The organism is Flavobacterium sp. ST-158 (assembly GCF_058309975.1).
In genome coordinates this window covers 146,075-159,785 of record NZ_JBZEEN010000008.1, presented here as the reverse complement: position 1 = coordinate 159,785, position 13,711 = coordinate 146,075, and the positions used below count along the sequence as shown (strand labels likewise).

The window sequence follows — 13,711 nt, the reverse complement described above, 5'->3', positions numbered from 1 at the left end:
AAGGTTTAGATAACGATTTAATAATATAATAGGTGGCTTTAATTTGTATTTTTGCTTTTATATCCAAATTTAATATGAAAAAAATACTTTTACTTTTTGCTTCTACAGCAATTTTTAACACTTATGCGCAACAAAGGCCCAAATTAGTGGTTGGTATTGTGGTAGATCAAATGAAGATGGAATACCTCTATAGGTTCTCTGATGATTTTTCAGCTAATGGCTTTCGCCGATTGATGAATGATGGTTTTGTATTTCACAATACTCATTATAATTATATGCCAACTTACACAGGTCCGGGTCATGCTTCTATTTATACCGGAACTACACCAACTACTCACGGAATTGTGGGAAATACATGGTTTGATAAATCAATGGGGAAGTCTAGATATTGCACGGATGATGCATCGGTTACCATTTTAGGAATTGGGGATGCAGATGAAGGAAAAATGTCACCGTTGAATTTAGAAACCACAACCGTTACTGACGAATTGCGTTTGGCCACAAATTTTAAAGGAAAAGTAATTGGGATTAGCATAAAAGATCGTGGAGCAATTTTACCTGCTGGACATTTTGCAAATTGGGCATTTTGGCTTAGTGATACTGGGAATTTTATTTCAAGTACTTTTTATGGAAAGGAATTGCCTAATTGGGTTAAACAATTTAACGAAAAGAAACTTTATGAAACTTATTTGAGTAAAGATTGGTCTTTACTTAAATCTGAATCAGTTTATGATAAGAGTTTAGCTGATGATAATGCATACGAAGGTCTTTTGTATGGAAGTAAAAAACCTATTTTTCCTTATGATTTAAAATCAATGTATGCTAAAAAAGGAGCTAAGGTAATTAAGTCAACTCCTTTTGGAAATGATTTATTAGCAGATTTTGCTAAAGAAACGATTGCGAATGAAAATTTAGGTACGGATAATGATACTGATTTTTTAGCCGTAAGTTTTTCTTCAACTGATTATGTAGGACACTTGACAGGCCCTCGCTCTAGGGAAATTCAAGATACTTATTTGCGTTTGGACAAAACCATTGCTGATTTTTTAGACTATTTAGATGAAAAAGTAGGTAAAGATAATTACCTTTTGTTTTTAACTGCAGATCATGCAGCAGCTGAGAATGTAAACTTCTTGAAAGATAATAAATATGCAGTGGATGCTATAGATTATAAAGAAATATCAAATAAACTACATGAATTTTCTAAAGCTACTTTTGGAGTTGATTTAGTATTGAATTACTCTAATTACAATTTGTTTTTTGATAAGAAACAAATTCAAGAAAAAGGACTTTCTTTAGACAAAGTAAAACTTGCTTTTAAAGGTTTCTTGATGGCAATGCCTCATGTGAAAAGAGTTTATACAGAAGAAGAAATTCTAGCTGCTCCTAGTTCAGATTATTATTTAAATTTTATTTCAAAAGGATATGATCCAAAACAAAATGGGGAATTGGTTATTTTAGATAAACCTGGATATATTGAGCATGAAGGAACAGGAACTTCTCATGGAACACCTTATAGTTACGATACGCATGTGCCTTTGTTGTTTTATGGTTGGAATATCAAAAAAGGAGAATCTTTTGATAAAAAAGTAATTACTCAAATAGCGCCAACTGTTGCACAGAAAATTAAGGTTGATTTTCCAAATGGGACTCATGCAGAAGTTTTGCCTGAGGTTTTAGGAAATTAGATAAAAAAAAGGGACTTTTTAAAAGTCCCTTTTTTATGGTTTAGTATTATTTTGCTACCGAAACAGGCAATGGAATTTGATTTTTTAATAAATCTTCAAATGTTTCATGAGCTCTAATTAAGTGACCTTCTCCGTTAATCCATAAAACTTCTGCTGGTTTGTATCTGGAATTATAGTTAGAAGACATGGAGTAGCAATAAGCTCCTGCATTTCTAAAACAAAGAATATCACCTTCGGCAATTTCTTGAATTCTACGGTTGCTTGCAAAAGTATCTGTTTCGCAAATGTATCCTACTACAGAGTAAAAACGCTCTTTTCCTTTTGGATTCGAAATGTTTTCAATGTGGTGTTGAGAACCATAAAACATTGGGCGAATCAAATGATTGAAACCAGAATCTATTCCGGCAAAAACGGTAGAAGTCGTTTGTTTTACTACATTTACTTTTGCTAAAAAGAAACCTGCTTCGCTTACCAAAAATTTACCTGGCTCAAAAATTAAAGTTAATTCTTTACCATATTCATCGCAGAATGCATTGAATCGTTTAGATAATTTTTTACCTAATTCTTCAATATCAGTTTCAATATCATCTTTTTTGTAAGGAACTTTAAATCCACTTCCAAAATCTAAGAACTCAAGATTTTTGAAGTTTCTTGCAGCATCAAATAAGATTTCAGCAGCATACAAGAATACTTCGATATCTAAAATATCAGAACCAGTATGCATATGAATACCTACAATGTTCATATTTGTGTTCTCAACAATACGAACTAAATGAGGTAATTGATGAACTGAAATACCGAATTTACTATCGATATGCCCCACTGAAATGTTTTCGTTTCCTCCAGCCATTACGTGTGGGTTGATACGAATACAAACAGGAACTGTTGGGTGTTTTGCACCAAACTGCTCTAAGATGGATAAGTTGTCAATATTAATTTGGACACCTAAAGCGTGTACTTCTTCAATTTCTTCTAAAGAAACACCATTAGGAGTGTAAAAAATTCTTTCTGGAGCATAACCTGCATGAAGACCTAATTGCACTTCTTGGATAGAAACAGTGTCTAATCCAGACCCCATGTCTTTTAGAAGTTGTAGAATAGCAACATTAGACAATGCTTTCATCGCATAGTTAATGCGTAATTTTTCTACTTTTGAAAAAGCTTTAGTTAATCTATTATATTGTGATTTTATTTTCTCGGCATCATAAACATATAATGGACTGCCAAATTGTTCTGCTAATTGAAGTAAGTCTTTTGATTGCATTGCTGTTATTTTTACACAAATTTATTATTCTTTATCGATACTACAATAGATAAAAATATTTCTAACAAATTATAACAAATTGTTTTAAAATAAACATACAACGTTGTAATTATTATTTTTTAAACAAAATTTAGATAGTTAATAAAAACAAAAAAGGCTATCTGAAATTGCTTCCAGATAGCCTTTTATATAATTAGTTAAGTACTACAATGGAGGTAGATCTCCACCTTCTTTAGTAGGAAGGTTAGTAGTTCCCATTAAGAACAAATCAACTTCTCTTGCAGCCTCACGACCTTCAGAGATTGCCCAAACGATTAATGATTGTCCTCTTCTCATATCTCCCGCAGTAAATATGTTTGGTACATTAGTTTGGTAATTATTGGCTTTGTAATTGCTTCTGAAATCAGTTTCAAGACCCAATTGTTCTGCTAAATTTTTCTCTGGACCTGTAAATCCTAAAGCTAATAAAGCTAAGTCACATGGCCAGATTTTCTCAGAACCTTCAATCTCGATTAATTCAGGACGTTGCCCTGGAACCATTTTCCATTCAACATTTACAGTTTTAAGAGCTGTTAATTTACCATTAGCATCTTTAATGAATTCTTTAGTGTTAATTAACCAGTTTCTTTCACATCCTTCTTTATGAGAAGAAGATGTTTTTAATTGTAAAGGCCAGAAAGGCCATGGAGTAGATTCACTTCTTCCCACAGGTGGTTTTGGCATAATCTCAAAGTTTGTTACTGATTTTGCACCGTGACGGTTAGAGGTACCCACACAGTCAGATCCTGTATCTCCACCACCAATTACGATTACATCTTTACCAGTAGCTAAAACTTGGTTTTCAATTTTTTCACCCCAAACTACTTTAGTTTGTTGTGTTAAGAAATCCATTGCTTGTACCACACCATCAGCATCTGCTCCTGGAGTAGGTAAGCTTCTTCTTTCAGTAGCACCCCCACAAAGCACGATAGAATCAAATGCTTTTAAGTCTTCAATTGAGTAGTTTACCCCAACATTAGTATTTACTTTAAAAGTGATTCCTTCTGCTTCAAGGATAGCAATACGTCTGTCGATAATTTCTTTTTCTAATTTAAAATTAGGAATACCGTAACGTAATAAACCACCAATAGCGTTGTCTCTTTCAAAAACAGTAACAGTATGACCTGCTCTGTTTAATTGTTGTGCGGCAGCTAAACCTGCAGGACCTGAACCAACAACAGCCACTGTTTTGCCAGTTCTGTTTTTTGGAGGTTGTGGTTTAATCCACCCTTCTTGGAAGGCGCGCTCCACAATATTTTTTTCTATGTTTTCAATAGAAATTGGATCATTGATAATTCCTAAAACACATGCTTTTTCACATGGTGCAGGACATAAACGCCCTGTAAATTCAGGGAAGTTGTTTGTTGAATGTAGGATCCATGAGGCTTTTTGCCATTCACCTTGGTGTACCATGTGGTTGAAATCAGGGATTAAATTCCCTAATGGACATCCACTGTGGCAAAATGGAATACCACAATCCATACAACGAGATCCTTGTTTTGTAATTTCAGCTTCACTCAAAGGAACTGTAAATTCTTTATAATGTCCTACACGCTCTTGTACTGCTGTGTATGATTCATCTTTTCTTTCGAATTCTTTAAAACCTGTTACTTTTCCCATTGTATTATGCTGTTAATTCTTCTACCATTTGTACCTCAGTTTCCAAACGCATTAATGCTTTTTTGTACTCTGTAGGCATTACTTTTACAAAATTTTCTAAGCTTGTGTTCCAATCACTTAATAATTCACTTCCTTTTGTACTGTTAGTGTACTGAACGTGTCTTTCTATTAAAGTTTTCAATTCATCAGCTTCGTTTCCTTCTACTGTTTCAAATTCGATGGTTTCAGTATTACATAAACCATTTTTAAATTTGTGTTCTGGATCGTAGATATAAGCAATACCACCACTCATACCTGCAGCGAAGTTTCTTCCGGTTTTACCAAGAACAACTACTTTTCCACCAGTCATGTATTCACAACCATGATCTCCCACACCTTCAACAACTGCTGTAGCTCCTGAGTTACGAACTGCAAAACGCTCTCCAGCAATACCATTGATGAAAGCTTCTCCTTCAATAGCACCGAATAAACAAACGTTTCCTACGATGATGTTTTCAGAGGCAACAAAAGTTGCTTTGGCTGGTTTTTTGATGATTAGTTTAGCTCCAGATAAACCTTTACCTAAATAATCATTAGTATTTCCTTCAACAGTAAAAGTCAATCCGTGTGCACTAAATGCTCCTAAACTTTGACCGGCAGAACCTGTGAAATTGATGTTTAATGTGTCTTCAGGTAAACCTAAATGTCCATATATTTTAGAAATTTCGTTACTAACAATAGCTCCCACGGAACGGTCGGTATTTTTAATAGCGTATTCTAAAGTCATTTTTTCTTTTCTATATAAAGCACGGTGAGAATCTTTTAAGATTTGGAAGTCCATAACATTGTCTAATCCATGATCTTGTTTCTCAGTGTTACGAACCGTCATTTCTCTGTAAGATGCTGGACGGTGTAGGATAGAAGATAAATCTAAACCTCTTGCTTTGTAGTGTGTAATGGCTTTGTTAGAATTGATTTTGTGTGTTTGTCCAATCATTTCTTCTAAAGTTCTGAAACCTAAAGAAGCCATAATTCCTCTTAATTCTTCCGCTACATAGTAGAAGAAGTTAATTACGTGCTCAGGAGTTCCTTTAAAGTTTTTACGCAATTCTTTATCTTGAGTTGCAATACCTACAGGACAAGTATTTAAGTGACACTTACGCATCATAATACATCCAGAAGCTACAAGTGGAGCAGTAGCAAAACCAAATTCTTCAGCACCTAATAAAGCTGCGATAGCTACGTCACGACCTGTTTTTAACTGTCCGTCACATTCTACAACAATACGGCTTCTTAAGTTATTTAATACCAAAGTTTGTTGTGCTTCGGCTAATCCAAGCTCCCAAGGAAGACCGGCGTGTTTCAATGAAGTTAATGGAGAAGCTCCAGTACCACCATCGTAACCTGCAATTAATACAACGTCAGCTTTTGCTTTAGCAACACCAGCAGCAATTGTACCAACACCAACTTCAGAAACAAGTTTCACGTTGATACGTGCTTCTCTGTTAGCATTTTTCAAGTCAAAGATTAATTGAGCTAAATCTTCAATAGAGTAAATATCATGGTGAGGCGGCGGTGAAATCAATCCTACGAAAGGAGTTGAGTTACGAGCTGATGCAATCCAAGGCAATACTTTTTCACCTGGTAATTGTCCACCTTCTCCTGGTTTAGCACCTTGAGCCATTTTAATTTGAATCTCTTTTGCACTAGATAAATAGTGAGAAGTTACTCCAAAACGTCCAGAAGCTACTTGTTTAATAGCTGAGTTACGGCTATCTCCGTTTACGTCTGGTTGGAAACGAGTTCTGTCTTCTCCACCTTCACCTGAATTAGATTTTCCTCCAATACGGTTCATAGCGATAGCTAAGTTCTCGTGTGCTTCTCTAGAAATAGATCCGTAAGACATCGCTCCGGTTTTGAAACGTTTCACGATTTCTGTCCATGGTTCTACTTCGTCTAATGGAATAGGGTCAAGATTGTCGAATTCAAATAAACCACGAATGGTCATTAAACTCTTAGCTTGATCATTTACTGTTTTAGCATAAACATCATAGCTATCTTGATCACTTAAACGTACTGCTTGCTGTAATTTAGCTATAGTAGTAGGGTTAAACATGTGTCTTTCCCCGTTACGTCTCCATCTGTATTCTCCACCAATGTTTAAACCTAAACGGTTTGGAATTAATACATCTGGGTAAGCATAGTTGTATCTTTCGCTAATTTCTTTTTCGATTTCGTATAATCCGATACCTTCAATTCTTGAAGCGGTGTATGGGAAGTATTTTTGAACAAATTTAGAGTTGAAACCAACAATTTCGAAAATTTGAGAACCTCTGTAAGAGTGTAATGTAGAGATTCCAATTTTGTTCATGATTTTTAAAATACCTGAACCAATTGCTTTGTTAAAGTTGTCAACTGCTTTTTGTTCGCTAATTCCAGTGATAAACCCTTCTTGTACTTGTACACGAATAATTTCGTTAACCATATAAGGGTTGATTGCACTTGCACCATATCCAAATAAAGTTGCAAAATGATGTGGTTCACGAGGTTCAGCTGATTCGATAATGATATCAAAGTACGAACGTTTACGTAAACGGTTCATTTGATGGTGAACATAAGAGCAAGCTAATAAAGCAGGAATTGGAGCGAATTCTTTATTTACACCTCTATCAGATAAAATAATGATGTTAGTTCCTCTGTCTACCGCTTTACTAATTTGGATGATAATGTCTTCTAGAGCATTTTCTAAACCATTTAAACCTTTTTCTTTAGCATATAAGATTTCAATTGTTTCTGCTTTAAAATGATCAATATCAATATTTCTGATTTTTTCTAAGTCGTCGTTAGAAATAACCGGATTCTGAATTCTTAATTTTCTACATTGTTTGCTAGAAATATCAAAAATATTTCTGTCTTGACCTAATGCTAAACTAATATCAGTTACAATTTCTTCACGGATACCATCCAAAGGTGGGTTAGTTACCTGAGCGAATAATTGTTTGAAATAGTTAGGGATTAATTGTGGTCTGTCTGATAATACAGCAAGAGGAGTGTCGATACCCATAGAACCCAAAGCTTCTTTTCCAGCTTGAGCCATTGGAGTAATCATATCCTGAATATCTTCTAAAGTATAGTTGAATAAACGCTCTCTTGTCTTTAAATCGATAGTTTCAATTGGGCAAGCTTTAGTTGTAGTAGGAACGTCTTTTAGGTTCAAACGGTATTGTTTCAACCATTCTTGGTAAGGTCTTTCAGAAACAATTTTGCTTTTGATTTCCTCATCATTAATAATACGTCCTTCGTTCATATCAACCAAGAACATTTTTCCTGGTTCTAGTCTACCGTGGCTTTCTACATCTTCTGGTTCAACTGTTACAACTCCAATTTCTGAAGCCATAATCAATTTACCACTTTTGGTAACAGTATAGCGAGAAGGTCTTAAACCATTACGGTCTAATAAAGCTCCTACGTAATCTCCATCAGAGAATGGTACAGAAGCAGGTCCATCCCATGGTTCCATGATACAAGCATTGTATTCGTAGAATGCTTTTCTTTCTTCCGACATGGTTTTGTGTTTTTCCCATGCTTCAGGGATCATCATCATCATTACTTCTGGTAATGAACGCCCTGTGTGAGTTAACAACTCAACTACCATATCCATAGAAGCTGAATCTGATTTTCCTGGAAGAATAATTGGGAATAATTTCTCAATTTGTGGACCAAAAACATCACTTTTCATGATTTCTTCACGAACACGCATTCTACTTACGTTTCCACGTAAGGTATTAATCTCACCATTTTGACACATATATCTAAAAGGTTGAGACAACTCCCAAGTAGGCATAGTGTTAGTAGAGAAACGTTGGTGTACTAACGCCAAACGAGTTACTAAATCCGTTTGTTGTAAGTCAGTATAATATGGCCCAATATCCTCAGGCATAATGATACCTTTATATATTAAGGTAGTAGTAGATAAACTTGGAACATAAAAATAAGAACTTTGAGATATTTTAGAATTCGCAATTGTATGTTCTGTTATTTTACGGGCAGCATATAATTTTGCTTTAAATGTAGCTTCGTCAATTTCTTCTTTTTTGCCAACAAAAATTTGCTCAATAGTAGGTTCAGAAGCTAAAGCAATTTCACCTAATTGAGTAGAGTCAACAGGAACTTCTCTCCATCCTAAAACAGTTAGTCCTTGTGCTTTAATTTCTTTTTCAAATATGTCTTTACAAAAAACGTATTGATTTTGGATTTTAGGTAAAAATACCATTCCAACAGCATATTCACGTGCAGCAGGTAATTTGAAATCACAAACTCTATTGAAGTATTCATGAGGAATGTCAATCAAAAGTCCAGCTCCATCTCCCGTTTTTCCGTCAGCACTTACACCACCACGGTGCTCTAGTTTTACTAGAATCTCTAATGCGTCGTGAATAATTTGATTCGTTTTCTCACCTTTAAGGTTGCAAATAAAACCAGCTCCACAGTTTTCATGCTCGAATTCTGGCAAATAAAGGCCTTGTTCTTTAAGTTTCATGCTTGATAATTTTTTCTACAAAAATAGATATTTCATTAAATATATTCCATCCATTGCGGTTATAATGAGCTACTTTTACAGGAATAATAGAAAAATGTATAATAAATAATAATAATTGCATTATTTAGGTCATGTATTAACAAATCGTTAATATAGTTATGCTTTTTGACTGATATTTTGACAATTATTTCTGATTTTTTTAAATCCTTAATTGCTGTATTCCACAAAAAAACGTCAGTTAGCTTATTTTTTTTCTGCAAAATCTTTTTTTTGATAAAAATAAAATGGCAAAAGCATCTTTTTTTAACTTTATTTATAAGATATTTTAAATCACTAAAAAGATTTCAGATTTAAGTTCATTTTTGCTACTTTTGTCGCACTCATGTTTTGAAATAACTTCAAAATCCAGACAAATTCTATATTATGAACATACACGAATATCAAGGAAAAGAGATTTTAGCTAGCTACGGGGTTCGCGTTCAACGCGGAATCGTTGCTAATAATGCAGTTGAAGCTGTTGCTGCTGCAAAACAATTAACTACCGAAACGGGAACGAGTTGGTATGTTGTAAAAGCCCAAATTCACGCTGGTGGACGTGGTAAAGGAGGCGGGGTTAAACTTGCTAAAGGAATTGACAAAGTAGAAGGCGTTGCAAGCGAAATTATCGGAATGCAATTGGTAACTCCTCAAACTTCTGCAGAGGGAAAAAAAGTACACAAAGTTTTAATTGCTGAAGATGTTTATTATCCAGGAGAATCTGAAACTTCAGAATTTTATGTTTCTGTTTTATTAAACAGAGCAACTGGTCGTAATATGATTATGTATTCTACTGAAGGTGGAATGGATATCGAGGAAGTGGCTGAGCACACACCTCATTTAATTTTTACTGAAGAAATTGATCCTACTGTAGGATTACAAGGTTTTCAAGCAAGAAGAGTTGCTTTTAACTTAGGTCTTTCAGGAAATGCTTTCAAAGAAATGGTGAAGTTCATCGATGCATTATACAAAGCTTATATTGGTTCTGATGCTTCAATGTTTGAAATTAACCCAGTATTAAAAACGTCTGATAATAAAATTTTAGCGGTTGATGCTAAAGTAAATATTGATGATAACGCATTGTACAGGCAAAAAGCTTATGCTGAAATGCGTGATATTCTTGAAGAAAATCCAATTGAAGTAGAAGCTAAAGAAGTAGGATTAAACTACGTTGATCTTGACGGAACTGTAGGATGTATGGTGAACGGAGCTGGTCTTGCTATGGCAACTATGGATTTAATTAAATATGCAGGTTTTGAACCAGCTAACTTCCTTGACGTAGGAGGAACTGCTGATGCTAAACGTGTAGAAACGGCTTTCCGTATTATCTTGAAAGATCCAAACGTAAAAGCAATCTTAATTAATATTTTTGGAGGAATCGTTCGTTGTGACCGTGTTGCTCAAGGAGTTGTTGATGCTTACAAAAACATGGGAGATGCTATTAAAGTGCCTATCATTGTTCGTTTGCAAGGAACAAATGCTGAAATTGCTAAAGAATTGATTGATAATTCTGGTATGCCAATTTTATCTGCAGTACAATTTCAAGAAGCTGCTGATCAAGTACAAGCTGCGCTTTCTTAATTAAGGAATTTAGTTATATATCAAATCCTGTCTCTTTTTAGAGGCAGGATTTTTTTTGTTTTAACTGAAACGGGGTGTTAATCTATTCTTATATTAATTTAATATTAATTGGTTAAAAGTTGCTTTTTTAATGGTGTTTTGCTTGTTTTTATGCAATTGATGTAATTTTAGTTTTTCTTTTTTATGAGGGTCTTATTTTATGTACAGATTCTTTTTATACCTGATAAATATTAAAAAAGAATTCTTTTTATGATTAGGTTAAGTAATTGTTTTTATGGTTTTTATGTTGAAAACAGTGCTAATTTTGAACTGTAATTAAAAACTAAAAATCATGAAAAAATTATTTTTATCTGTTATTGTTACTTTATTTATGAGCACAGCTTTTGCTGCAGATAAGTCTCCCAATGCAGCAAAAAATTTTGATGAGACTTATAAAGAATTAACTAAGATGTTGAATACGTATCCAAATTTTGGTAGTTTGGACGAAGATGTTGTTGTGAAAGTGAGAATTGCAATTAATGAAAATCATGAAATTGTAGTAATGAGCACAAACACAACTAATGAAGATTTAAATTATTATATTAAAAATACATTAAACTATCAAAAGTTGTTGGCCGAAGAATTAGAGGTAGGTAAAGGACTTGTTTTTTTGGTTAAGTTTGCTAAATAGTTGAATGTCAATTAAAGTTTTAAATCCTGTTTCATTTATTTAAATGAGGCGGGATTTTTCGTTTTTTGGTCTTTTTTGTTGAAAAATTCTTAGAAATTATTCCTTTTTTGGGTTTTTTGTTGTTTTTTTCTTTCTGATTTATTGATTTTTGTGTGAATAGTTAAAAATTAATTATTTTTTTTTATTATCCTTTTAAAATATTGCGTTGAAAATTTTTGTAATCGTAAAACTTGCATAATCAGCAACATATATTGTTTTTTAATGATGTTTTTTGATAATTTTGTAATGAAATATTAAATCACTTATGTTTAATTTAAAACTAAGAAATCATGAGAAAGTTATTTTTATCAGCTGTTGCAACATTATTTTTAACAACAGCATTTGCGGCAAAAAGTCCTTCAACTAATCCAGATGATTATAGCAAGACTTACAAAGAAATAACAAAGTTACTGAACAGTGCTCCAGTTTTAAGCGGATTGGAAGGAGATGTTTTAGTGAAAGTGAGAATTGCTATTAATGAGCATCACGAAATGGTTGTGATGAGCACTAATACTACTAATGAGGATATAAATTATTATATCAAAAGTACGTTGAATTATAAAAAACTATCAGCCGATGATTTGGAATCAGGAAATGGACTTGTATTCTTGGTTAAATTTACCAAGTAATAAAATGTAAATCCCGTCTTTAAGTAGACGGGATTTTTTTTTTATAAAGAAGAGAAAATCAAAGAAAAGATTTCCAATTAAGATTTTTTGTTTTTACCGTTGTTGAATTTTACTTTTTCTACAACTTGCACTTTAGGAGTGGCTTTAGGATTATTTTTCTTGTATGGCTTTTTGGTGCCTGTTCCTGTTTTTAAAGGTTTTTGATCTCCTCTGGCTTTTTGGGTATCTTTAGGTGTTGCTTTAAATTCAGAACGCTCTTTTGTGTTGTCTTTTTTAGGAATTTCGGCTCTGTGTTTGGCTAACACTTCATTAGGGTTCTTAGGATTTTCTTTTGTTCCGCGTAGGTGAATTACTAATCCATTTAGAAAATTACGTAATACTTGGTCTCCGCATTCCATATAATTAGGGTGTTTCTCATCACGAAAAAAAGCACCTAATTCTGATTTGGAAATTCTAAAATCTACCAATTCTAGTATTTCTACTATTTGGTCATCGCGCAGCATCAAAGCTACTCGTAATTTTTTAAAGATATCGTTGTTTGTCATTTTTCAAATTTTTACAAAGGTACGTTATTATAACATTAGCTAGTCAATTTGACTTTGATATTGATTCAGGATTTGAATTATTTTGTCTAGATCCTTTTTTTTGTGATTAGCAGTAATAATAATTCGATTCAAAAATTGATTTTCGGCGTATTTAAAATGAGTTATAATAATTTTATGGGCTATCAAAGTATTGTTGAAATCCTTTATTTGTGGATAAATAACAGGGTAGTTTTTATCAAAAAGTATGTCTTTGTTGAGGAGTAAAGTCTCATTTATATAAGCTAAGTTTTCTTTTAACTTTTTTATTTTCTTGTAATACAGTTTTTCTGCATCGGCAAGAGTGGCAACAAAAGCGGGATTCATTCCAGCACTGGAAATAAAAGTATCATTTTCTTTAATTTTTGTAATACAATCTAAATCACTAGCAATTACTCCACCAGATAAACCCATCGCTTTTCCTAAAGAAGCAACCATAATTTTTCTTTTAATGTTGGGCTGATTTATAGAGGCGTAGATTCCTCTTCCATTATGGTTTACAATTCCCAACGAATGCGATTCGTCAATAACTAAAGTTATTTCTTTTTGATGGGAAATTTGTTCTATTGCCGATAAATCTGTTATTTTAACATTATTGCTGGATACAGCATCGGTTAGCAGACAAATTTTTTCTTTTTTGTCATCCAATAAACGTGGATTGATTTTGTCATTTATAAAAAAAGGCAAGCTGTCAACAGGATTAATAGCGGGATGTATATCTGGAAAATGATAGAATACTTCTGTTTCTGGTTTTAAATATTCAAGCACTAGACTTCCTGCTAACATTCCTGATGATATGGTAAGTGCAGCCTCAGCTTGGATGAATTTTGCGAGGAAAATTTCTCCTTTTTCGTAAGCTTCTAATTGTATATTGGCATTCCTGGAGCTTCCATAAGCGGTTCCCCAACGACTAATATTTTTAGAGAGTATTTTTTGGAATTTTTTATTTGGCGGAAGTCCTAAATAAGCGGTTCCGCCAAAATATAAATAGTTTTCATTATCAATTTTTACAACTCGGTCTGGAAATTTAGTTACTTTCATTAAA

At 33.4% G+C, this 13,711-nt stretch carries 9 protein-coding genes; 4 read left to right on the top strand and 5 right to left on the bottom strand.

All coding sequences use genetic code 11. The features are described 5' to 3' along the window. The first annotated feature begins 74 nt into the window (after nucleotides 1–74). A complete protein-coding gene (gene pafA / locus AC4FRF_RS13280) occupies nucleotides 75–1,688 on the top strand; it encodes an alkaline phosphatase PafA (protein ID WP_491160039.1) in 1,614 nt (537 codons plus the stop codon). A 46-nt stretch (nucleotides 1,689–1,734) separates the two neighbouring features. Here pafA and lysA read toward each other — a convergent pair whose 3' ends face one another. The 3 genes from lysA to gltB form a co-directional block, all read right to left on the bottom strand. Beyond that, nucleotides 1,735–2,952, bottom strand: a complete 1,218-nt coding sequence (gene lysA / locus AC4FRF_RS13275) for a diaminopimelate decarboxylase (protein ID WP_491160038.1) — start codon at nucleotides 2,950–2,952, stop codon at nucleotides 1,735–1,737. Between the two features lie 204 nt (nucleotides 2,953–3,156). Beyond that, nucleotides 3,157–4,611 carry a glutamate synthase subunit beta gene (locus tag AC4FRF_RS13270; RefSeq protein WP_491160037.1) on the bottom strand — a complete coding sequence of 485 codons (1,455 nt, stop codon included), beginning with the start codon at nucleotides 4,609–4,611 and terminating at the stop codon, nucleotides 3,157–3,159. A 4-nt stretch (nucleotides 4,612–4,615) separates the two neighbouring features. Beyond that, entirely contained in the window at nucleotides 4,616–9,130 is a 4,515-nt protein-coding gene (gene gltB / locus AC4FRF_RS13265; RefSeq protein WP_491160036.1) for a glutamate synthase large subunit, read from the bottom strand. Nucleotides 9,131–9,553: 423 nt separating this feature from the next. On the opposite strand from gltB, the gene sucC reads away from it, so the two are divergent. The 3 genes from sucC (at nucleotide 9,554) to AC4FRF_RS13250 (ending at nucleotide 12,085) form a co-directional block, all read left to right on the top strand. Beyond that, complete coding sequence (gene sucC, locus AC4FRF_RS13260; RefSeq protein ID WP_491160035.1) at nucleotides 9,554–10,747, top strand: ADP-forming succinate--CoA ligase subunit beta; 1,194 nt, start codon at nucleotides 9,554–9,556, stop codon at nucleotides 10,745–10,747. A 331-nt stretch (nucleotides 10,748–11,078) separates the two neighbouring features. Then, nucleotides 11,079–11,417, top strand: coding sequence for a hypothetical protein (locus tag AC4FRF_RS13255; protein WP_491160034.1), 339 nt, complete (start codon nucleotides 11,079–11,081; stop codon nucleotides 11,415–11,417). 329 nt (nucleotides 11,418–11,746) lie between these two features. Beyond that, nucleotides 11,747–12,085 (top strand): hypothetical protein, encoded by a 339-nt coding sequence (locus AC4FRF_RS13250; RefSeq protein ID WP_491160033.1) that lies wholly within the window; start codon nucleotides 11,747–11,749, stop codon nucleotides 12,083–12,085. A gap of 77 nt (nucleotides 12,086–12,162) precedes the next feature. Here the strand turns inward: AC4FRF_RS13250 and AC4FRF_RS13245 are convergent, their stop codons facing one another. Both AC4FRF_RS13245 and AC4FRF_RS13240 read right to left on the bottom strand, forming a co-directional pair. After that, entirely contained in the window at nucleotides 12,163–12,630 is a 468-nt protein-coding gene (locus AC4FRF_RS13245; RefSeq protein ID WP_491160032.1) for a DUF1456 family protein, read from the bottom strand. Between the two features lie 39 nt (nucleotides 12,631–12,669). Further along, entirely contained in the window at nucleotides 12,670–13,707 is a 1,038-nt protein-coding gene (locus tag AC4FRF_RS13240; protein ID WP_491160031.1) for an aminotransferase class I/II-fold pyridoxal phosphate-dependent enzyme, read from the bottom strand. Nucleotides 13,708–13,711: the final 4 nt, after the last annotated feature.